This window comes from Pseudomonas sp. NPDC089554 (genome assembly GCF_050280645.1).
GTDB lineage: Bacteria > Pseudomonadota > Gammaproteobacteria > Pseudomonadales > Pseudomonadaceae > Aquipseudomonas.
The window spans coordinates 1-21,079 of the sequence record NZ_JBNNVR010000005.1 but is presented as its reverse complement, the minus strand read 5'-3'; the positions used below and the strand labels follow the sequence as shown (position 1 = coordinate 21,079).

22 protein-coding genes and 3 pseudogenes are annotated in these 21,079 nt (G+C 64.2%); 17 read left to right on the top strand and 8 right to left on the bottom strand.

The features are described from left to right. Positions 1 to 59 precede the first annotated feature (59 nt). The 8 genes from rffA to ACQKPE_RS02880 all read left to right on the top strand — a co-directional run bounded on the left by rffA (position 60) and on the right by ACQKPE_RS02880 (position 8,377). On the top strand, positions 60 to 1,205 hold the full coding sequence (rffA, locus tag ACQKPE_RS02915) for a dTDP-4-amino-4,6-dideoxygalactose transaminase (protein ID WP_427663267.1): 1,146 nt from the start codon (positions 60 to 62) through the stop codon (positions 1,203 to 1,205). A 108-nt stretch (positions 1,206 to 1,313) separates the two neighbouring features. Then, positions 1,314 to 2,396: a dTDP-glucose 4,6-dehydratase gene (gene rfbB, locus ACQKPE_RS02910; RefSeq protein ID WP_427663266.1), complete on the top strand. Its 1,083-nt coding sequence runs from the start codon at positions 1,314 to 1,316 to the stop codon at positions 2,394 to 2,396. Continuing rightward, positions 2,393 to 3,268 (top strand): glucose-1-phosphate thymidylyltransferase RfbA, encoded by an 876-nt coding sequence (rfbA, locus tag ACQKPE_RS02905; RefSeq protein WP_427663265.1) that lies wholly within the window; start codon positions 2,393 to 2,395, stop codon positions 3,266 to 3,268. Before rfbB ends, rfbA begins: the two co-directional genes overlap by 4 nt. Then, on the top strand, positions 3,265 to 3,810 hold the full coding sequence (gene rfbC, locus ACQKPE_RS02900) for a dTDP-4-dehydrorhamnose 3,5-epimerase (RefSeq protein WP_427663264.1): 546 nt from the start codon (positions 3,265 to 3,267) through the stop codon (positions 3,808 to 3,810). Before rfbA ends, rfbC begins: the two co-directional genes overlap by 4 nt. Then, a complete protein-coding gene (gene rfbD, locus ACQKPE_RS02895) occupies positions 3,807 to 4,667 on the top strand; it encodes a dTDP-4-dehydrorhamnose reductase (protein ID WP_427663263.1) in 861 nt (286 codons plus the stop codon). Before rfbC ends, rfbD begins: the two co-directional genes overlap by 4 nt. Before the next feature lie 37 nt (positions 4,668 to 4,704). Beyond that, complete coding sequence (locus ACQKPE_RS02890; RefSeq protein WP_427663262.1) at positions 4,705 to 6,519, top strand: sensor histidine kinase; 1,815 nt, start codon at positions 4,705 to 4,707, stop codon at positions 6,517 to 6,519. Beyond that, positions 6,516 to 7,925, top strand: a complete 1,410-nt coding sequence (locus tag ACQKPE_RS02885) for a sigma-54-dependent transcriptional regulator (protein ID WP_427663261.1) — start codon at positions 6,516 to 6,518, stop codon at positions 7,923 to 7,925. The genes ACQKPE_RS02890 and ACQKPE_RS02885 overlap by 4 nt, the downstream gene beginning before the upstream one ends. Continuing rightward, the gene (locus ACQKPE_RS02880; protein ID WP_427663260.1) at positions 7,922 to 8,377 is read left to right on the top strand and encodes a YiiD C-terminal domain-containing protein; all 456 of its coding nucleotides are present in this window, start codon (positions 7,922 to 7,924) and stop codon (positions 8,375 to 8,377) included. The genes ACQKPE_RS02885 and ACQKPE_RS02880 overlap by 4 nt, the downstream gene beginning before the upstream one ends. A gap of 31 nt (positions 8,378 to 8,408) precedes the next feature. On the opposite strand, the gene cysQ is transcribed toward ACQKPE_RS02880, so the two are convergent. Further along, positions 8,409 to 9,236: a 3'(2'),5'-bisphosphate nucleotidase CysQ gene (gene cysQ / locus ACQKPE_RS02875; protein ID WP_427663259.1), complete on the bottom strand. Its 828-nt coding sequence runs from the start codon at positions 9,234 to 9,236 to the stop codon at positions 8,409 to 8,411. After that, on the bottom strand, positions 9,233 to 9,799 hold the full coding sequence (gene nudE, locus ACQKPE_RS02870) for an ADP compounds hydrolase NudE (RefSeq protein ID WP_427663258.1): 567 nt from the start codon (positions 9,797 to 9,799) through the stop codon (positions 9,233 to 9,235). Before nudE ends, cysQ begins: the two co-directional genes overlap by 4 nt. 64 nt (positions 9,800 to 9,863) lie before the next feature. Here nudE and yrfG point away from each other — a divergent pair, with 64 nt between their 5' ends. Beyond that, entirely contained in the window at positions 9,864 to 10,526 is a 663-nt protein-coding gene (gene yrfG / locus ACQKPE_RS02865; RefSeq protein ID WP_427663257.1) for a GMP/IMP nucleotidase, read from the top strand. 18 nt (positions 10,527 to 10,544) lie between these two features. Here yrfG and lysM read toward each other — a convergent pair whose 3' ends face one another. Continuing rightward, entirely contained in the window at positions 10,545 to 10,985 is a 441-nt protein-coding gene (gene lysM, locus ACQKPE_RS02860) for a peptidoglycan-binding protein LysM (RefSeq protein ID WP_427663256.1), read from the bottom strand. A 176-nt stretch (positions 10,986 to 11,161) separates the two neighbouring features. Here lysM and fdhD point away from each other — a divergent pair, with 176 nt between their 5' ends. Continuing rightward, positions 11,162 to 11,989, top strand: a complete 828-nt coding sequence (gene fdhD / locus ACQKPE_RS02855; protein ID WP_427663255.1) for a formate dehydrogenase accessory sulfurtransferase FdhD — start codon at positions 11,162 to 11,164, stop codon at positions 11,987 to 11,989. An 8-nt stretch (positions 11,990 to 11,997) separates the two neighbouring features. Next, positions 11,998 to 14,343 (top strand): FdhF/YdeP family oxidoreductase, encoded by a 2,346-nt coding sequence (locus ACQKPE_RS02850; RefSeq protein ID WP_427663254.1) that lies wholly within the window; start codon positions 11,998 to 12,000, stop codon positions 14,341 to 14,343. 87 nt (positions 14,344 to 14,430) lie between these two features. On the opposite strand, the gene ACQKPE_RS02845 is transcribed toward ACQKPE_RS02850, so the two are convergent. From ACQKPE_RS02845 to ACQKPE_RS02835, 3 genes and pseudogenes are all read right to left on the bottom strand, one after another. Then, a complete protein-coding gene (locus tag ACQKPE_RS02845) occupies positions 14,431 to 15,777 on the bottom strand; it encodes an SLC13 family permease (protein WP_427663253.1) in 1,347 nt (448 codons plus the stop codon). A 118-nt stretch (positions 15,778 to 15,895) separates the two neighbouring features. Next, positions 15,896 to 15,967: pseudogene (locus tag ACQKPE_RS02840) on the bottom strand (malonate transporter subunit MadL); the annotation flags it as partial. A 60-nt stretch (positions 15,968 to 16,027) separates the two neighbouring features. Further along, positions 16,028 to 16,207 (bottom strand): hypothetical protein, encoded by a 180-nt coding sequence (locus ACQKPE_RS02835; RefSeq protein WP_427663252.1) that lies wholly within the window; start codon positions 16,205 to 16,207, stop codon positions 16,028 to 16,030. A gap of 541 nt (positions 16,208 to 16,748) precedes the next feature. On the opposite strand from ACQKPE_RS02835, the gene ACQKPE_RS02830 reads away from it, so the two are divergent. From ACQKPE_RS02830 to ACQKPE_RS02820, 3 genes are all read left to right on the top strand, one after another. After that, positions 16,749 to 17,231 (top strand): glycine zipper domain-containing protein, encoded by a 483-nt coding sequence (locus ACQKPE_RS02830; RefSeq protein ID WP_427663251.1) that lies wholly within the window; start codon positions 16,749 to 16,751, stop codon positions 17,229 to 17,231. Between the two features lie 218 nt (positions 17,232 to 17,449). Beyond that, positions 17,450 to 18,265: a CheR family methyltransferase gene (locus ACQKPE_RS02825; protein ID WP_427663250.1), complete on the top strand. Its 816-nt coding sequence runs from the start codon at positions 17,450 to 17,452 to the stop codon at positions 18,263 to 18,265. Between the two features lie 106 nt (positions 18,266 to 18,371). Further along, positions 18,372 to 19,028 (top strand): response regulator, encoded by a 657-nt coding sequence (locus ACQKPE_RS02820; protein ID WP_427663249.1) that lies wholly within the window; start codon positions 18,372 to 18,374, stop codon positions 19,026 to 19,028. Here the strand turns inward: ACQKPE_RS02820 and ACQKPE_RS02815 are convergent. After that, positions 19,018 to 19,452 carry an acyl-CoA thioesterase gene (locus tag ACQKPE_RS02815; protein ID WP_427663248.1) on the bottom strand — a complete coding sequence of 145 codons (435 nt, stop codon included), beginning with the start codon at positions 19,450 to 19,452 and terminating at the stop codon, positions 19,018 to 19,020. The two genes, ACQKPE_RS02820 and ACQKPE_RS02815, sit on opposite strands and share 11 nt — an antisense overlap. A 128-nt stretch (positions 19,453 to 19,580) precedes the next feature. On the opposite strand from ACQKPE_RS02815, the gene ACQKPE_RS02810 reads away from it, so the two are divergent. Continuing rightward, positions 19,581 to 20,024 carry a hypothetical protein gene (locus ACQKPE_RS02810; protein WP_427663247.1) on the top strand — a complete coding sequence of 148 codons (444 nt, stop codon included), beginning with the start codon at positions 19,581 to 19,583 and terminating at the stop codon, positions 20,022 to 20,024. Then, on the top strand, positions 20,024 to 20,296 hold the full coding sequence (locus ACQKPE_RS02805; protein ID WP_427663246.1) for a type II toxin-antitoxin system RelE/ParE family toxin: 273 nt from the start codon (positions 20,024 to 20,026) through the stop codon (positions 20,294 to 20,296). Before ACQKPE_RS02810 ends, ACQKPE_RS02805 begins: the two co-directional genes overlap by 1 nt. 58 nt (positions 20,297 to 20,354) lie before the next feature. On the opposite strand, the pseudogene ACQKPE_RS02800 reads toward ACQKPE_RS02805, so the two are convergent. Beyond that, positions 20,355 to 20,990, bottom strand: a pseudogene (locus tag ACQKPE_RS02800) (phosphoenolpyruvate carboxykinase (ATP)); the annotation flags it as partial. Here ACQKPE_RS02800 and ACQKPE_RS02795 point away from each other — a divergent pair. Further along, positions 20,980 to 21,079, top strand: a pseudogene (locus ACQKPE_RS02795) (KUP/HAK/KT family potassium transporter); the annotation flags it as partial. The pseudogenes ACQKPE_RS02800 and ACQKPE_RS02795 sit on opposite strands and share 11 nt — an antisense overlap.

Below are 21,079 nucleotides of genomic sequence, written 5' to 3'. Positions count from 1 at the left end.
ATTTCCCAAAAACTATTAATGGCCGCCAACGCCCTACGTCGACTCGAAGGAACGTACCGATGACCGACAAACGCATACAGTTCAACCGCCCGCACATGACCGGCAAGGAGCTGTACTACATTGCCGAGGCCAATTTCGGCAGCATGCTGGCAGGTGACGGCTCCTTCACCAAGCGCTGCCACCGTTGGCTGGAGGAAAACACCGGGGCCGCGAAGGCGCTGCTCACCCATTCGTGCACCGCAGCCCTGGAGATGTCGGCGCTACTGCTCGATATCCAACCGGGCGATGAAGTCATCATGCCCTCGTACACCTTCGTGTCCACAGCCAACGCCTTCGTCCTGCGCGGCGGCATACCTGTGTTCGTCGATATCCGCGAAGACACCCTCAACCTCGACGAGCGCCTGATCGAAGCGGCCATCACACCTCGAACCAAGGCGATCGTGCCCGTGCACTATGCCGGCGTCGCCTGCGAGATGGACACCATCATGGCGATCGCAGCCAAGCATGGCCTCAAAGTCGTCGAGGATGCAGCACAAGGCGTGATGTCCCGCTATAAAGGCCGAGCTCTGGGAAGCATCGGCGACCTTGGCGCGTTCAGTTTCCACGAGACCAAGAACGTGATCTCCGGCGAGGGTGGCGCCCTGCTCGTCAACGACTCGCAACTCGCTCTGCGCGCCGAGGTCATTCGTGAAAAGGGCACTGACCGTAGCCGCTTCTTCCGCGGCGAAGTCGACAAATACACCTGGCAGGAAGTCGGCTCATCGTTCCTGCCTGGGGAACTGATCGCGGCGTTCCTCTGGGCACAGCTGGAAGAGGCACATCTCATCACCGATGATCGCCTGGCGGCCTGGAACCACTACCACGCCGCGCTTGCCCCCCTGGAAGCCCGCGGCATATTGCGTCGTCCGTTCATCCCCGACACCTGCGAACACAACGCGCACATGTACTACGTGCTGCTCGCACCGCATATCGACCGCCAAGCCGTACTGGCGGAGCTCAAGCGCAACGAGATCTCCTCGGTATTCCACTACGTACCGCTGCACTCCTCGCCAGGCGGCCAACGCTACGGGCGCACCCATGGCCCGATGACAGTCACCGACACCCAGTCGGAACGGCTGATCCGTCTTCCGCTCTGGTGCGGGCTGACCCGGGAGCAACAGGACCAAGTCCTCACCACCCTTGAGCGCGCCTGCGTACCAGCCTGAACAGCCTGGTATCAAATGTGCTTGTAGTGACTCAACGGCCTACCGGCGACGGGATTCAGTCGTCGGCGGCCTAACCAACTTCTTTCGCGGCACCATAGGCCACAGAACATGCGCATTCTTGTCACCGGCGGCGCCGGGTTCATCGGATCGGCGCTGATCCGCCACCTGATCGGCACTACCGAGCACGAGGTACTGAACCTCGACAAGCTGACCTACGCCGGTAACCTGGAATCGCTTCAGGACATCGCCAGCGACTCCCGCTACGAATTCGTCCAGGCCGATATCTGCGACCGCGCTGCGCTCGATGCCATACTCCAGCGCTTCGCCCCGCACGCGATCATGCACCTGGCGGCCGAGTCTCACGTGGACCGCTCCATCGATGGACCGGCGGCGTTCATTGAAACCAACGTAGTCGGTACCTACACACTGCTCGAAGCGACCCGTGCCTACTGGCTGCAACTGCCCACCGAAGCGCGCGTCACATTCCGCTTCCACCACATCTCAACCGACGAGGTGTATGGCGACCTGCACGGTGTCGACGATCTGTTCACCGAAACCACTCCCTACGCCCCAAGTTCGCCCTACTCGGCCAGCAAGGCTGCGTCCGACCACATGGTTCGCGCCTGGCATCGTACCTATGGCCTGCCAGTACTGCTGAGCAACTGCTCGAACAATTACGGCCCCTACCACTTCCCGGAAAAGCTGATTCCGCTGATGATCCTCAACGCCCTGGCGGGCAAGGCGCTGCCGGTGTATGGCGACGGCTGCCAGGTACGCGACTGGCTGTATGTCGAGGACCACGCCCGCGCCCTGCTCAAGGTAGTGACCGACGGCAAGGTTGGCGAGACCTACAATATCGGCGGGCACAACGAGCAGAAGAACATCGAAGTAGTGCATACCCTCTGCGCCCTGCTCGAAGAGTTGGCTCCCCAGCGCCCAGCAGGCGTAGCGCGCTACACCGACCTCATCACCTTCGTGAAAGACCGCCCCGGCCATGACCTGCGCTACGCCATAGACGCCGGCAAGATCGAGCGCGAACTGGGTTGGGTACCGGCGGAAACCTTCGAGTCCGGCCTGCGCAAGACTGTGCAGTGGTACCTGGAAAACCTCGAATGGTGCCGCCACGTCCAGGATGGTAGCTACCAGGGTGAACGCCTGGGCAATTCCGATTTCAAGGACCTGATCGCATGACCAAGGGCATCGTTCTCGCCGGGGGCTCCGGTACCCGCCTGCACCCCATTACCCTGGGTGTATCCAAGCAACTGCTGCCGATCTACGACAAGCCGATGATCTATTACCCGATCTCGGTACTGATGCTCGCCGGTATTCGCGACATCCTGCTGATCTCCACCCCCCAGGACCTGCCGCAGTACCGCCAGCTGTTCGGCGACGGCAGTGCATTCGGCATCAACCTGAGCTATGCCGAGCAGCCCTCGCCAGATGGCCTGGCCCAGGCTTTCCTGATCGGCGAGCAGTTCATTGGCAACGATTCGGTGTGCCTGATCCTGGGCGACAACATTTTCCATGGCCAGGGCCTCACCGAGCGCCTGCACCGGGCCGTGGCTCGCGCCTCGGGCGCGACGGTGTTCGGCTACAGGGTCAAAGACCCGGAGCGCTTTGGCGTGGTGGAGTTCGACGCCCAGGGCCATGCGCTGTCGATCGAGGAAAAGCCCACGCAACCGAAGTCCAACTACGCGGTCACCGGCCTGTACTTCTACGACAATGACGTGATCGAAATCGCCAAGGGTATCCGTCCCTCGCCACGCGGGGAGCTTGAGATCACTGACGTGACCAATGCCTACCTCGAACGCGGCGACCTACAGGTGGAGCGTTTCGGTCGTGGCTTCGCCTGGCTCGATACCGGAACTCACGACAGCCTGCTAGAGGCCTCGCAGTACGTACAGACCATCGAGCACCGCCAGGGGTTGAAAGTGGCTTGTCTTGAGGAAATCGCCTACCAGAAAGGCTGGATTACCCGCGAGCAGTTGCTGAACAAAGCCGCCGAACTGAAGAAGACCGGCTATGGTCAATACCTCCACAAGCTGGCCGAAGAAATGCCATGAATATCATCCATACCGAGATCCCGGAGGTACTGATCATCGAACCAAAGGTGTTCGGTGACAGCCGTGGCTTTTTCTTCGAAAGCTTCAACGCCCGTGAATTCGCAACCAAGGCAGGCTTCGAGGCAGGCTTCGTGCAGGACAACCACTCACGCTCGACCCAAGGCGTATTGAGGGGCCTGCACTACCAGGTGGAAAACCCACAGGGCAAGCTGGTGCGCGTGGTTCATGGTGAAGTGCTCGATGTTGCCGTGGACATCCGCCGCAGCTCGCCAACCTTCGGCAAGTGGGTGGCCACCCGCCTGAGCGCCACTGACCACCACCAGTTCTGGATCCCCCCCGGCTTCGCCCACGGCTTCCTGGTGCTGAGCGAGTCCGCCGACTTCCTCTACAAGACCACCGACTACTACAACCCCGCCGCCGAACGCTGCATCCGCTGGGACGACCCGGACCTGGCCATCGACTGGGGCCTCCATGAACCGCCGCAGCTGTCCGCCAAGGACCAAGCCGGCGTGCTACTACGCGACGCCGAGCTGTTCCCATGAAGATTCTCGTGTGCGGCCACAATGGCCAAGTAGCGCAAGCCCTGCTGGCAGCGTTGGCGAACCTGGGCGAAGTACAGGCACTGGGCCGCAGCCAACTCGACCTGGCCCACCCCGAACAGCTGCGCGAACCCGTGCGCCAGCTGGCCCCCGACCTGATCGTCAACGCGGCGGCCTACACCGCCGTGGACCAGGCCGAAAGCGAGCCACAACCGGCCTTCGCGATCAACGCCGAGAGCCCGCGGGTACTGGCCGAGGAGGCCGCGCGCCTGGGCGTACCGCTGATCCACTATTCCACCGACTATGTGTTCGACGGTGCCAAGCCAACGCCCTACACCGAAGACGACGCCCCCAACCCGCTGGGCGTCTACGGCAGCAGCAAGCTGGCTGGCGAACAGGCCATCGCGGCAGTCGGCGGCGAGCACTTGATCCTGCGTACCAGCTGGGTCTACTCGCTGCATGGCCGCAACTTCCTGCTGACCATGCAACGCCTGTTGCAGGAGCGCGAACAGCTACGTGTGGTGAACGACCAGATTGGCGCTCCCACCTGCGCCGCCACCCTGGCCAGCAGCACCCGCACCCTGATCGAACGCTGGCAGGCCGGCCAAGCGGGCGCGTGGGGTACCTACCACCTCACAGCCCTTGGCCATACCTCGTGGTTCGGCTTCGCCCAGGCCATCGGCGAGCACCTCAAAGCCCAAGGTTTGCCCTGCGCCGAGCTGTTGCCGATCCCATCCAGCGACTACCCCACCCCGGCACGCAGGCCACTCAATTCGCGCCTGGACTGCTCGCGCCTGGCCCAGCAATGGCAGCTAGACCTGCCAGATTGGCAGCGGGCGCTGATCGACTGCTTGAAGTAGCGCATAATTGCATCAGACTTTTCTGATGCCGCCAGTGATGACCTCGACCCCAATCGTTTCAAGACGCCCCCGCTGGCGCAGCCTGGCCCTGCTGGCCCTGTGCCTGGCCCCACTGCTGTGGCCCTTGCATCACCTGGCCGAACGCTACTACCAAGACGAACTGGCCTCGCAGAACCGCCAGACCCTCGACCTGTACGTCGCCAACCTGCTCGGCACCCTGCACCGCTATGAGACCCTGCCGCAGATCCTCGGCGACCTGCCGGCCCTACGTGGCGTACTGGCCGACCCGTTTCGCCTGGAGTCGGTGACCAACGCCAACCGCTTGCTCAGGGACATCGCCCAGCAGACCGGCGCCGAAGTGATGTACCTGATGGACGTCAGCGGCAACACGCTCGCCGCCTCGAACTGGGACAAGCGCGACAGCTTCGTGGGCCGCAACTTCGCCTTCCGCCCGTATTTCATGGAAGCCATGGAAGGTCGCCTGGGGCGCTTCTTCGGCCAGGGCACCACCTCGGCCAAGCGTGGCTACTTCTTCGCCGCCGCCGTGCGCGACCGCGAGCGGGTGGTGGGCGTGCTGGTGGTCAAGGTCGACCTGGACCACACCGAAACCCTCTGGGGCCGCACCCCCGAGCAATTGCTGCTGACCGACCAGAACGGCGTGGTGGTGCTGACCTCGCGCGCCGAATGGCGCTTCCGGGCCACCCGCACGCTGAGCGAGGCCGAGCGCAAGGCGATGATCGCCATCCAGCCCTACCCGACCCAAGCACCGCAACCACTGAACCTGGACCCCGCCGCCTGGCTGACGCAAACCCGCGACATCCCGGAAACCGGCTGGCAGGTGAATATCCTGGCGCCGCGCATGTTGGTCGACCGCTCGGTGCAGACCGTCATGGCCATCGGCGCCGGCGCGCTGCTGGTGAGCCTGTTGCTGGCAGGCCTGGTGATGCAGCGCCGCCGCCACTACATGGACCGCATCGACTTCGAGGCCCATGGCCGCCAGGAGCTGGAAAAACGCGTGGGCGAGCGCACCTCGGACCTTGAGTGGCTGAACAACCGCCTGAAGAACGAAGTGCTCGAGCGCGAACAGGCCCAGCAGGAGCTGGTACGCGCCCAGGACGAGCTGGTGCAGGCCGGCAAGCTGTCGGTGCTGGGCACCATGTCGGCGAGCATCAGCCATGAACTCAACCAACCGCTGGCGGCGATCCGCAGCTATGCCGAGAACGCCGAGATCCTGCTCGACCACCAGCGCACCGAGGATGCCCGCGGCAACCTCAAGCTGATCGGCGAGCTCACCGGACGCATGGCCTCGATCATCGCACACCTGCGTGCCTTCGCCCGGCGCGACCGCCACGCCCCGGAAAGCGTGGCCCTGCAACCGGCGCTGGACGACGCCCTGGCACTGCTGGCCAAGCGCCGTCGGGCGATGGCGGTGGAGCTGGTGCGTGACCTGCCCGATGCCACCCTGTGGGTACAGGCCGGCGAAACACGCCTGCGCCAGGTGCTCGGCAACCTGCTGGCCAACGCCCTCGATGCCCTGACCGAAAAGGCCAACCCACGCAGGCTTTGGTTGAGTGCCGAGAAACGCGACGACTACGTCTACCTGTACATTCGTGACAACGGCCCCGGCTTCACGCGCCAGGCACTGGAACAGGCCAAGGAGCCGTTCTTCACCACCAAGACCCGGACCCAGGGCCTGGGCCTGGGCCTGGCCATCTGCGAAAGCCTGATGCGCGCCCTCGGTGGCGAGCTGCTGCTGGGCAACCACCCCGAAGGGGGTGCCCTGGTGACACTGCAGCTGCGCGTGGCCAAGCCCGGTGCCAACCTGCAACCTTCGGAGGACCCCTCGGCATGACGACCGGGACACAGTTCGACAGCCACACCCAGGTCATCCTGGTCGACGACGACCCGCACCTGCGCCAGGCCCTGAGCCAGACCCTGGACCTGGCCGGCCTCAAGGTCGCGACCCTGGCCGATGCCCAAGGCCTGGCCGAGCGCATCGAGCCCGACTGGCCGGGCGTGGTGGTCAGCGATATCCGCATGCCCGGTATCGATGGCCTGCAACTGCTCGAACAACTGCATGGACGCGACAGTGAACTGCCGGTATTGCTGATCACCGGCCACGGCGATGTACCGCTGGCCGTACAGGCCATGCGCGCTGGCGCCTACGACTTCCTGGAAAAACCCTTCGCCAGCGATGCGCTGCTCGACAGCGTGCGCCGCGCCCTGGCCCTGCGCCGCCTGGTGCTGGACAACCGCAGCCTGCGCCTGGCCCTGAGCGACCGCCAACAGCTGTCTACCCGGCTGGTGGGCCATTCGCCGGCCATGCAGCGCCTACGCGAGCAGATCGGCGCCCTGGCCGGCACCCGCGCCGATGTGCTGATCCTCGGCGAGACCGGCGCGGGCAAGGAGGTGGTGGCGCGTGCGCTGCACGACCTGTCCAGCCGACGCGATGGCCCGTTCGTTGCCATCAACGCCGGCGCTTTGGCCGAGTCGGTGGTCGAGAGCGAGCTGTTCGGCCATGAGCCGGGGGCGTTCACTGGCGCGCAGAAACGCCGCATCGGCAAGTTCGAGTTCGCCAACGGCGGCACATTGTTCCTCGATGAAATCGAAAGCATGAGCCTGGACGTGCAGGTGAAACTGCTGCGCCTGCTGCAAGAGCGGGTGGTCGAGCGTCTTGGGGGTAACCAGCTGATCCCGCTGGATATCCGCGTGATTGCCGCCACCAAGGAAGACCTGCGCCAGTCCGCCGACCAGGGCCGCTTCCGTGCCGACCTGTACTACCGCCTCAATGTCGCACCGCTGCGCATCCCGGCGTTGCGCGAGCGCGGCGACGATATTCTGGTGCTGTTCCAGCACTTCGCCGACGACGCCGCCCAACGCCATGGCCTCCCCCCCCACAGCCTGCAACCGGCGCAGCGGGCCATGCTGCTGCGCCACGCCTGGCCGGGCAACGTGCGCGAATTGCAGAACGCCGCCGAACGCTTTGCCCTGGGCCTGGAACTGGCGCTCGACGGCCAGGAAGCCGCCAGCGATGCGCCTGACGAGCCGCTGCGCACAGGCAACCTGAGCGAACAGGTAGAGCACTTCGAGCGCTCACTGATCGCCGCCGAGCTGGCCCAGCCACACAGTTCCATGCGTAGCCTCGCCGAAGCCCTGGGCATTCCGCGCAAGACCCTGCACGACAAGTTGCGCAAGCACGGCTTGAGCTTTGCCGATGGCGCAGGCGGGCACGATGACCACGAGGACAGCCGCCCATGACCAGCGACAGCCACTACCTGCAAGCGGTGTTGCATGGCGATATCCCGTTGACCCGCGAAATGGGCCTGGAAGTCCTCGACTGGCAAGGCCAATGCCTGCGCCTGCAACTGCCGCTGGCGGCCAACGTCAACCACAAGAGCACCATGTTCGGCGGCAGCCTGTATTGCGCGGCGGTACTGGTGGGCTGGGGCTGGTTGCACCTGCGCTTGCGCGAGCTGGGTATCGACGATGGGCATATCGTCATCCAGGAGGGGCAGATCAGCTATCCGCTACCGGTGACCGGTGCCGCCGTGGCCCGCTGCGCAGCGCCGGATGAAAAAGCCTGGGAGCGGTTCCTGGCGATGTACCAGCGGCGTGGGCGAGCGCGGTTGACGCTGGAGACCAGCGTGAGCAATGCCGGGAGTGATGAAGCGGCGGTGAGGTTCAGCGGGCAGTACGTGCTGCACCGCTGATCGAGCAGTGCGCAGAATGGCCGAGCAGGCTTCAAGGCTTGACGTGCTGCTCCAGGAATGCCTGTCGCCACACCGCCGCAGTCGGCAAGGCAAGGAAGAACGGGTTGAGCAACGACTCCCTCGGCGGGTAGCGGAACGGCTGGCCGTCCACCTCGATCACCTCGCCGCCCGCGCCCTCAAGCACACCCTGGGCGGCAGCGGTGTCCCACTGCGAAGTCGGCGCCAGGCGCGGGTAGCAATCGGCCGAGCCTTCGGCCAGCAGGCAGAACTTCAGCGAGCTGCCGATATTCGCCAGCTCCAGCTCGCCCACCGAGGCCGCCAGCCCGGCCAGCAATGCTTCCTGCTGCGGGCTGGAGTGACGTCGGCTGGCGACCACGGTGAAGCGACCATCGGCAGGTGGCGTGTTGCGCACCTTGATGCCTTCGCCCTGCCCATCCACTTCGGTGCGCCAGGCGCCCAGCGTGCGGCCACCGAAGTAGCAGCGGCCGTTGGTCGGCATCGCCACCACGCCGAACACCACCTCACCGTGCTCGACCAAGGCAATGTTGACGGTGAACTCCTCGCTGCCGGCGATGAACTCCTTGGTGCCATCCAGCGGGTCGACCAGCCACCAGCGCGTCCAGGCTTGGCGCTCGGCCAGAGGGATGTCGCAGTCCTCCTCGGACAGCACCGGAATATGCGGCGCCAGAGCACGCAGGCCATCGTCGATGACCCGGTGGGCGGCCAGGTCGGCGGCGGTCACCGGCGAATCGTCAGCCTTGTTGGTCACCGCCACGTCGGCACGCCAGAACGGCAGGATCGCCTCGCCTGCCAGGCGCGCCAGCTTCACCACTTCATGCATCAGTTGCAGGTCGTTCATACGCTGAGTACTCCACGCTGGATCAGCAGGTCACGCGCCAGGTACAGCGCCGCCAGCGCCCGGCCTTCGCTGAACTGCGGGTGCATGGCCAGGGCCGACAGCTCGCGCAGGTTGACCTTGTCCACGCGCATCGGCTCGGGCTCGTCGCCCTCGAGGCGCTCTTCATACAGGTCGGTGGCCAGCACCACCTGGATCTTCTGGCTCATGTAGCCCGGCGACAGCGACAGCTCGGTCAGGTGCTCCAGTTGCCGCGCGCCGAAACCGGCCTCTTCCTTGAGCTCGCGGTCGGCGGCAGCCAGCACGTCCTCGCCGGGCTCGATCAGGCCCTTGGGCAAGGACAGCTCGTACTCGTCGGTGCCGCCGCAGTATTCCTCCACCAGCACCGCATGCTCGGCGTCAAGCATTGCCACGATCATCACCGCACCATAGCCATTGCCACGCCCCACCAGGCGCTCGTAGGTGCGCTCGTTGCCGTTGGAGAAGCGCAACTGCACGGACTCGACGCGGAACAGGCGGCTACTGGCGACGATCTCGCGGCTGAGTACGGTGGGTTTCTGGCGCATGGGGGCGGCTCCTTGGCGTGAACGGAGTACTATACCGTGGCGCACGGCCTATCGAGAATTTCCAATGCCCGTTCTACCCTGGTCCACCATCGATACCGTCCTGCTCGACATGGACGGCACCCTGCTCGACCTGCACTACGACAACCGCTTCTGGCTGGACCACCTGCCCCAGCGCTATGCCGAGCTGCATGGCGTGAGCCGGGCCATGGCCGAGCTCGAGCTGCGGCCGCTGTTCGAGCGCCATGCCGGCACGCTGAACTGGTACTGCCTGGACTTCTGGAGCCGCGAGCTGAAACTGCCGATTCGCGAACTCAAGCGCGAGATCGCCGAGTTGATCGCACTCAAGCCCGATGCCGATACTTTCCTGGCCGCGCTGCGCCAAGCCGGCAAGCGCGTGGTAATGATCACCAACGCCCACCGCGACTCGCTGTCGCTCAAGCTCGAACGGGTGGAGCTGGCGCCGTACTTCGAACGGCTGATCAGCTCCCACGACTACGGTTTCCCGAAGGAGAGCCAGCAGTTCTGGGATGCACTGCACGCCGACATCGGCTTCGTGCCGCAACGCAGCCTGTTCATCGACGACACCCTGGCGATTCTGCGCAGCGCCCAGCGCTTCGGGGTGGGGCACCTGTTGGCGGTGCGCCAGCCCGACAGCCAGGCACCGGAGCGTGACACCCAGGAGTTCGCGGCCGTCGAGGACTACCGGGCGTTGCTGGCAGGTCTGTAGAGGCCTGCCAGCAAACCGTCAGTCAGGAATGCGCAGCACCTGCCCGGGGTAGATCTTGTCCGGGTGCTTGAGCATCGGCTTGTTGGCCTCGAAGATCTTGTTGTACTTGTTGGCATCGCCATACTCGGCCTTGGCGATGGCACTGAGGGTGTCGCCCTTCTTCACCGTGACGAAGCGCGCTGCCTGGGCCACCGGGCCGGTGACGGTGATCTGGTCGTCGACCGAGGCCACGCCCGCAATGTTGCCAGCCGCCAGGATGACCTTTTCCTTCTCTTCCTGGCTGGCCACCTCGCCCTTGAGGATGATCGTGTCACCCTCCACGGTGGCAGTGATGGCCGGGTTGCCCAGGCCGACGCTTTCAACGTGCTTCTTCAACTGCTCCTCGGCATTGGCGTTGCCGGGCGTCAGCAGGTCGATCAACTTTTCACCGGCTTCCTTCACGAAACTGAACAGGCTCATGACGTGCTCCTCGTTTAGCGGTGTTCGGGACATTCGAGTCTAGGCCAGGTTGAACACCCCCGCCCCGGTGCGACCAATCGACGCGGTCTATCAGCGCATAGAACCTAGCGATTAGACGCCAGCCCCCCACAGGCCTAGGCTTGTGCAAGTGAAAAAACCGCCGGTAATCCGCCCCGATGAACAGCAAGCCACCGGTCTGCGCGGCGTCTAATCCAATCTCCCTGCCTGACGCCAGCAATACCTACGACTACGTCCAGCTCACCGACCAGGCGAGCGACCGCACGCCCCTGGCCGAAGAAGTGGCCCTGGCCATCGTCTACAACGGCCTGAACCAGGCGGTGATGCTGGTCAGCCCCACCGACCTCGAAGACTTCGCGGTCGGCTTCAGCGTGGGCAGCGGTATCGTCACCGGCACCGAAGAAATCTACGACGTGAAGCTCTCCGGCAGCGGCGCGGCGTTGTATGCCGACCTGGAAATCTCCAGCCGCGCCTTCTGGAACCTGAAGAACCAACGCCGCCAGCTGGCCGGTACCAGCGGCTGCGGCCTGTGCGGCGTGGAAGCACTGGAGCAGGCACTGCCCGAGCTCGAGGTACTGCCCGGCGCCCCTCTGCCGCCCGCCGCCTGGCTGCACGACCTGCGCCAGCGCATCGACGCCTTCCAGCCCCTGGGCCAGCACTGCGGCGCAGTGCATGCCGCGCTGTTCATGGACCGCAACGGCGAGCTGCTGCTGGGCCGCGAAGACATAGGCCGGCACAACGCCCTGGACAAGCTGATCGGCGCCCTGCTGCGCCGCGACATCGACACCCAAGGTGGCCTGGCCATCGTCACCAGCCGTTGCAGCCTGGAGCTGATCCAGAAGGTGTTGCGCGCTGGCATCCAGACCCTGGTGAGCCTGTCCGCGCCCACCGGCCTTGCCCTGCAATGGGCACGCAAGCACAACCTCAACCTCATCCATCTGCCCAAACACAGTGCGCCACGGGTGTTCAGCCCCGCGTCGGAGTAGCAGCAGCCGTGACCTCTTATAATAAACTTCCAAACAATGCCCCTGCATCCACCCCCCGCTACAAGCCCTACCCCGGCCCGGCCGGCGGCTGGGGCGCGCTGCGCAGCGTGGCCAAGGCCTGGGTAGGCAGCGACAACGCGCTGAAGAACATCCGCGCCATGCTCAAGACCAACCAGAACGGCGGCTTCGACTGCCCCGGTTGCGCCTGGGGCGACTCGCCTGAAAGCGGCATGGTCAAGTTCTGCGAGAACGGCGCCAAGGCAGTCAACTGGGAAGCCACCAAGCGCCGGGTAGACGCGGCGTTCTTCGCCCGCTACAGCGTCAGCGCGCTGCTCGAGCAGAGCGACTACTGGCTCGAATACCAGGGCCGCCTGACCGAGCCGATGGTCTACGACCCGCAAAGCGACCGCTACAAGCCGATCGACTGGGACAGCGCCTTCGCCCTGATCGCCAGCCACCTCAAGGCGCTGGAGTCGCCCGACCAGGCCGAGTTCTACACCTCGGGCCGGGCCAGCAACGAAGCGGCATACCTCTACCAGCTGTTCGTGCGCGCCTTCGGCACCAACAACTTCCCCGACTGCTCGAACATGTGCCACGAAGCCAGCGGCGTGGCCCTGGGGCAGAGCGTCGGCGTCGGCAAGGGCACGGTCACCTACGATGATTTCGAGCACTCCGACACCATCTTCGTCTGGGGCCAGAACCCCGGTACCAACCACCCGCGTATGCTTGACCCACTGCGCGATGCGGTGAAGCGCGGCGCCCAGGTGGTATGCGTGAACCCGCTCAAGGAGCGTGGCCTGGAGCGTTTCCAGCACCCGCAGAACCCGCTGGAAATGCTCACCAACAGCGACCGCCCGACCAACACCGCGTTCTTCCGCCCAGCCCTGGGCGGCGACATGGCGCTGATGCGCGGCATGGCCAAGTTCCTGCTGCAGTGGGAACGCGAAGCCCAGGCCAAGGGCGAACCGGCGATCTTCGACCATGTGTTCATCGCCGAACACGGCCATGGCGTGGACGAGTACCTGGCAGTGGTCGACGCCACGCCGTGGGAAAGCCTTGTCGAGCAGTCCGGCCTGACGCTGGCCGACATCGAACTGGCTGCACGCATGTACGTACGTGGCAAGCGCGTGATCATGTGCTGGGCCATGGGCATCACCCAGCACCGCCACTCAGTGCCGACCATCCAGGAAATGGTCAACCTGATGCTGCTGCGCGGCAACATCGGCCTGCCAGGCGCGGGCCTGTGCCCGGTGCGCGGCCACAGCAACGTGCAGGGCGATCGCACCATGGGCATCAACGAGCGCCCACCGGTGTTCCTGCTCGATGCCATCGAAAAACGCTTCGGCTTCCAGATGCCGCGACACAACGGCCACAACACTGTCGAGGCGATCCACGCCATGCTCGAAGGCCGAGCCAAGGTGTTCATCGGCCTGGGTGGCAACTTCGCCCAGGCAACCCCGGATACCGAGCGCACTGCCCAGGCCTTGCGCAACTGCGCGCTGACCGTGCACATCAGCACCAAGCTCAACCGCAGCCACCTGATCCATGGCCAGCAGGCGTTGATCCTGCCGTGCCTGGGCCGCACCGACATCGACCTGCAAGCCGACGGTCCGCAGGCGGTCACGGTGGAGGACTCGTTCAGCATGGTGCACGCCTCCAACGGCCAGTTGCAGCCGCTGTCCAAGCAGATGCGCTCCGAGCCTGCGGTGGTCGCCGGCATTGCCGCCGCGACCCTGGGCGCGCACCCGGTGGACTGGAACTGGGTGGTGGCCGACTACAGCCGCATCCGCGAGCTGATCGCCGACACCATTCCAGGCTTCACCGACTTCAACCAGCGTCTGGAACTGCCGGGTGGCTTCTACCTGGGCAACAGCGCCGGCAGCCGCCAGTGGAAAACCGCCAGCGGCCGCGCCAACTTCAAGGCCAACCTGCTGCCTGACACCCTGCTCGACGAGCGCGTACGCGCCAGTGGCCAGGTGCCAGACCTGATCATGCAGTCGATGCGTTCGCACGATCAGTACAACACCACCATCTATGGCCTGGACGACCGCTACCGCGGCGTGCGTGGCCAGCGCGAAGTGCTGTTCGCCAACGAAGCCGACATCATCCGCCTGGGCTTCCAGCCAGGGCAGAAGGTGGACATCGTCTCGCTGTGGGGTGATGAACACGTACGCCGGGTGAGCGGCTTCACCCTGCTGGCGTTCGACATTCCTGCCGGTCAGGCAGCGGCCTATTACCCAGAGGTGAACCCGCTGGTGCCGCTGGAAAGCATCGGCCAGGGCAGCCACACCCCGACCTCGAAGTTCATCGCCATCAAGCTGGAAGCGGCGCGTGGGGATGGTCGGATTCTCTGACCCGGCCCTGGACGGTGATCCACAGGGTGCATCGGTCTAGCCGATGCACCGGGAGGTGACGACCTGCGGTCGCCACCTCCGATGGGTTTACATCCAGCCCGGAACCACGAACAACATCCAGGCCAGCAGTGGGCCGAAGGCCACGACCAGCCCGCTGTAGACCAGGAAACGACGGAACAACGCTTCGCGTTCTTCCTTCGCAGCCGACGCCACCACCAGTGCACCATTGGTGGAGAACGGGCTGACGTCCACCACCGTGGAAGACACCGCCAGCGCGCAGATCACCCCCGCCGCGCCAAGGTGGCCCTGCATCAGGAACGGTACTGCCAGCGGAATCGTGGCGCCCAGTACTGCTGCCGAAGAAGCGAAGGCGGAAACGATACCACCGACATAGCAGACCAGCAGTGCACCCAGCAGCGGAATGCCGATGGAGCTGACACCGTGGCCGACGAAGTCAACCGCACCGGCCTTCTGCAACACAGCCACATAGGTCACCACACCGCTGATCAGCAGTACCGTGGACCAACTGATGCCGTCCACCGCGCCCTTCTGCGCAGAGGGCGAGACCACCGCGATGGCGACAGCGACGGTGATCGCCACCAGGCCGACGTTGAGGTCATACACCAACGCGGCAATGCCCAGCCCCAGCAGGCCGATCAGCGTGATCAGGTGATCGCGGTTGATGCGCACGTCATCCAACGCCTGCGGATCATTGGACAGGGTGCCGCCCCCGGCACTGACCAGCGCGCCATGGCCCTCGATGGCAAACTCGCGCGACGATGCCTGCACGCCAGCGATCAGCGGCTCCTCGACCACGGCACGTCCAAGGCGCAGCAGTGCGATGCCGCCGAAGGCGAAGAAGCAGATGACCGCCATCAGCACATTGAAGCCAAGGCTCGTGAGGAACACGGCCATTTCCGTGACGTCCAGCCCGGCCTTCTGCACCACCTGGTTGGTGATGCCGCCATACACGCTGATCGGCGAGAACCCGCCCGCCTGGGCGCCGTGGATCACCAGCAGGCCCATCATCAACGGGTTGATCTCGTACTGCTTGGCAAAACGCAGCGCCACAGGCCCGATGATCGCGACCGCCGCCGGACCCAGTGCGCCGAAGGCAGTCAGCAAGGCGGTGACGATGAACATCACCCACGGAATGGCCACGATGTGGCCTTTTACTGCCTTCACCGCCCAGTGCACCAGCAGGTCGATGGTGCCGTTCTTCTGGGCGATGGCGAACAGATAGGTGATGCCGACCAAGGTCAGGAACAGATCGCCGGGAAACCCTGCCAGGACCTCCTTGCCACCCATGCCGACCCAGAGACCGCCAACGATGAATGCCAATGCAAAGCCGACGGCGCCCATGTTGATGGGCAAGGCCGTGGCCACGATGAACATGATCACCAGACCGATGATCGTTGCAATTTCCGGACTCATTCGTCCTCCTGAAACACTCGGTTCACTTCATCCAATGGCGACCCGCCATCTAGGGGTACTGCGTGGTTTTCGATCCTGCGCGCCTGCTAATGCGCTCTCAGGTCGTTTCCACCCCTTTCAGGAGGTCCTCCAGCGTGATGACACCGGCCAGGGGACAGATGGCAAGTAGTGCTACACCGTAGATGATCATTGTTTTTATCCTCGTTTACGCGTCGAAGTTATTGTTCTTGTACTTCGCTAACCGGCATTGCTATCGGCTGTGGCTCACCTCCTGGCGCGGCAGGGCGTTCAGCGTATGCAGGCGCAACGCCGCAACCGATGAGGTGGCCACGGGTGACGGTGAAGGGTCGAAGGAGCACTGGAGCCTGCGTGCGATGCGCTGCTCGAACAGGTCGAGGCGCCCGGCGCGGCTAATGCTGGGAAGGGTCATGTGCACATCGTGCAGGTTGCGCAGAGGGTCGAGACGGCGGCGCCGATGCGACCTCTGCGGCAGGGGAGAGGGTCTTGTTATTGTCATTGAAGACTCCACGGGTTCCGCTGTAGACGCACATTAGAGGTGCCAGCCGTGGCGCATCAATCAAGCGAACAGGCGTTTCATTACGCTCAGGTTAACTATTAGGTTCAGGCCATGCCCAAATCTCGCGAGCTAGAGTGATTCAAGGGCTGCTGCCGGGCGGCGCCTGGAGCGCTAGGAGATTGAGCTGGATGTGCGGGGCATCGCCGTGCAATTGATTGCCATGGCGGCGGGCAGAAGGCAGGTGGAAGTACGAGGAGGTATTGGGGGATGTTGCGCTCAAAGGGCCGGTTTTTTGTGCCTGAAGTAACCTAAGACTCACAAAAATGAGAAAAGTTTCAGAGCAAAAACAATAAGTTAGAGAATTGTGTACAACTCGTGCCAATCGTCGGATTTCCGTTGCCAGCCCACTCGCCGAGCCTCAAATTCGCCTCGTCTTCCCTCTGAGGCTCTCTTGATGAAGAAGTACTCCTCGATTCTGTTGTTGTCTTTCAGTCTGCTCAGCGGCGTTGCCATGGCGGGCGGCACCACCGAGGCCGGCATTGGCGGCGCATTGGGTGGGGTACTCGGCTCGGTGGTCGGCCAGTCCATTGGCGGCAGCACAGGCTCTGCCATTGGCGCAGGCCTGGGTGGCGCGGCGGGCAGTGCCGTAGGCGCCGACAAACGCCAGCGCGGTGAGGCAGCCATTGGTGGCGCCCTGGGCGCGGCAGGCGGCAACGTGATCGGTCGCCAGGTCGGCGGTACCACGGGCAGCTACATCGGCGCAGCCGCCGGTGGTGGCGCAGGTGGCGCACTGGGCAACTACATGGGCAACAAGGCCGACGACGACGAGCGCCGCGACCGCCGTTACAAACGTGGCTACGACGACCGTCGCCATTGGGACCGTGGCAACCACTACGGCCACCGCAAGCACAAGCACAAGCGTCACTGGCGTCATTGATCCACGCCGACAATACCCACGCAGCACCTTAGGCCTCGCCCTCACCCGGCGGGGCCTTTGTTTTTGCGCAAAAACCTGAGGCTTAAGGGAGACCCCGATATGGAGGCATGTAGCCACTAGTTATCATCGCATTTCCAAAAAAACACTTACAGGACGCAGGGAATGCGCTTGACCATCGTCGATCCCAAACGCCGCCCCTCGCTGTGCAAGGCGCCAGGATGACCCTCGGTACCCACGTCCCTTCGCTCAGCGAGATCACCTTTCAACGTATTCGCCAGCAGGTCTTGCAGGCGACAGGCGTGCACCTGGCGGACGAGCGCCGATCGATCGTCGCCACCCGCCTGAACAAGCGCCTGCAATTCCACGGCCTGGCAACCTTCGAGGCCTACCTCGACCTGCTCGAACACGGGCCACTGCTACACGAGCAGCAGCACCTGCTTGCCCTGCTGACCGCGCACGACACCTATTTCTTCCGCGAGCACCGCCACTTCGAATTCCTCGCCCGCTGGCTAACAGGGCTGGGCCACGCGCCACGCCTGTGGAGTGCTGCCTGCGCCACCGGGGAGGAGGCCTGGAGCCTGGCCATGGTGGCTGCCGAACTGCACCTGCCACACGGTTGGCAGGTGCTGGGCAGCGACTATGACAGCGACAGGCTGCAGCAGGCCGCCACAGGCAGCTACGACATAGCCCAGGCGCGCTATTTCCCCGACGGCTGGCTGGAGCGACACTGCCTATACGGTATCGATGACAGCGCCGGTCGTCTGCGCATCAGCCCCGCGCTGGGTGAGGCGGTAGTCTTCGAGACGATCAACCTGATCCACCCGCTGCCCAGCCATCTCGGCAGCTTCGATGTGATTTTGCTCCGCAATGTACTTTCCAACTTCAGCGAACGCTACAAGGTCGACGTGCTGTGCCGGGTGCTGGAGCACCTGCGCCCGGGCGGCCTGCTGATAATCGGGCACAGCGAAAGCATTCACGGGCTGGAACTACCGCTACGGCCACTCCTGCCGTCGGTGTTCGAACGCCTATGGTGAAAAGCACTGGCGCATTGCCCGGCAGACAGGGACTGGTCGCGCGCCCGCGCGGCAGTGCGCTTGCAACGCCTGCCGCCCCAATTTTCCTAGCGAAACAGGCCTTGCCATGCCCTGCCGAATCCTGCTTGCCGACGACTCGCCCCTGTTCCGCGCCGGCCTGCGCGCGCTGCTGGAGCAGAAGAAAGACTACGCCGTTGTCGGTGACGCCAGCGATGGCATGAGCGCCGTGGCCATGGCCGAGACACTCAAGCCAGACATCATCGTGCTGGACATGAAAAGCGACGCCCTGGACTGCCAGCAGGTGCTGCAGGAGCTGTTCATCCGTGCCCCGGCCACACGGGTATTGATGTTCTCCGCACGCTCGGAACTCGAACATGTGATGAGCTGCCTGCAACTCGGCGCCCAGGGCTTCCTGCTCAAGGACGCCACCGTGACCGAGCTGGAACAGGCCCTGCAAGCCCTGCGCTGCGGCGGCCAGTACCTGTCTTCGACGGTGCTGCCGATGGTCATCGCCCAGGCCCTCAAGCACAGCCGCAAACGCCAGCTCGGCGACGTTCGCTCACCGCTGACCACCCGTCAGTTGGAAATCCTGCGGCTGATCGCCCGTGGCGAGAGCACTCGCTCGATCGCCGACGGCCTGGGCCTGAGCGTCAAGACCGTCGAGGCCCACCGCTCGCAGATCATGCACCGCCTGCACATCCACGACGTACCAGGCCTGGTGCTGTTCGCGGTGCGCGAAGGCATCATTCGCCTCAACGATTGAGCGACAACCCCGCCAGGATCAGCTGCAAGGTTTCCGGCAGCGCACTGGGCCGACCACTGGCGCGCTCGACGAACACCTGTACCACCGCGCCCGCCGCGCACGCCTCTGGCTCGCCAGGACGGAACAGCGCCAAGCGGTACTCCACGGTGCTGCCCGCCAGGCGCGTCACACCCAGGCCTACCTCGAGCACATCGGGGAAGCCGGGCAAGGCGAAGAAGTCCGCTGCGGAGCTGACCACGAAACCGGCCAGCTCGCCGTCGCGCAGGTCCAGCTCGGCCTGTTCGATGAGAAACGCCTGGATCGCCGTCTCGAAATAGCCATGCACGGTGGAGCCGGCCACGTGGCCATTGAGGTCGTTATCGTGGGGGCGGGTGAGGATGGGGTGGAAATGGGAGAAGGCAGAGCGTTGGGGGGATTCGGTCATGGGGCCTTCCTGATGGTTCCTAAGCGTGTAAGAGAAGCTTCCCACAAGAGCTTCGGAACGCCTATAGTCGCAATCAACAATAGATTGCATATGATGGTACGCCCTCCATGAAACCGAGATACACGCCCGTGCCAACTCAACATCTGGACCATGCCAACCTCAGCCGCTTGGCCGAGACCGGTCGAATCAATGCCACCCATATCGTTGGGCAGCCGGGAGGCTGGGCTATTCAAGTCGATATCGACAATCAGGAACACGTGCTCACCGCACAGCGTAGCGGCAATGTCAGGCTGTTCAAAAAGCTCGAAACGCTGGTCAGTTACCTGCATGACCTCGGTATCGAGCGTTTCGAGGTCGATAGCTCGATCTGGGACCCGCAGCAAACCGCTACCTACCAGCGGCCAGACCGTGCCCAAGCACTTAAGCAGGCCCATGAGGCTTCGGCCTACCAGGCCTGGTTCATCGAACAAGTGCAAGCCAGCCGCCGCGACCCGTCACCCGCCATGGATGACGAAGAAGTCGAGAAATTCTTCGCCGCACGCCGCGCCCAGTTGAAAGCCAAGAAACGCTGATGCGCCTTGTCTGGTCGGCAATGGCTCGAAAAGACCGTCTACGCATCATGACGCTTATCGAGGAGGACAACCCTTCTGCCGCCGAGGCACTCGATGAAGCCTTTCGGGACAAAGCCCGACATGCCGCGCGCTTCCCTCGCCTCTACAAGCCCGGCAGGTGTGCTGGAACACACGAGATAGTGGTAGCGCCCAACTACGTGATGATCTACCAAGTGCGAGAGGACGAAGTCGAGATCCTGCGCATCCTGCACGCCAGGCAGCAATGGCCATGATCCCGCAAACGAAAAAGCCGCCCCGAAGGGCGGCTTTTTCGTTCCAGCTGGCGCGCGCTTACTGCTGCGGGCCAGCGGCCTTGATGGCGTCGGAAACCTCGAACTTCTTGAAGTTCTCGGTGAACAGCTTGGCCAGGCCTTTGGCAGCTTCGTCGTAGGCAGCCTTGTCAGCCCAGGTGTTGCGTGGGTTGAGCAGCTCGGTATCGACGCCCGGCACGGCCTTCGGCACGTCCAGGTTGATGATGTCCATGTGCTCGGTCTCAGCACCGATCAGAGCGCCGCTCTGGATGGCCGCGATCACGCCACGGGTGGTCGGGATGCTGAAGCGCTTGCCAACGCCGTAGCCACCGCCGGTCCAGCCGGTGTTGACCAGGTAAACCTTCGAGCCGAAAGCGTTGATGCGCTTGATCAGCAGCTCTGCGTACTCGCCAGCCGGACGCGGGAAGAACGGTGCGCCGAAGCAGGTGGAGAAGGTCGACTTGATGCCGCCGCCCGAACCCATTTCAGTGGAACCGACCAGCGCGGTGTAGCCGGACAGGAAGTGGTAGGCCGCCTGCTCGTTGTTCAGGATCGACACCGGAGGCAGAACACCGGTCAGGTCGCAGGTCAGGAAGATGACGGCGTTCGGCTCGCCACACAGGTTGGCCTCGGCGCGCTTGGCGACGTGCTCCAGCGGGTAGGCGGCGCGGCTGTTCTATGGCGACAGCATGATCACCCCGGCGGTGTCGGTGCTGTCGGCGGTGGAGGGCATGGGCCTGGCATTCGACGGTATCGACCATTGGG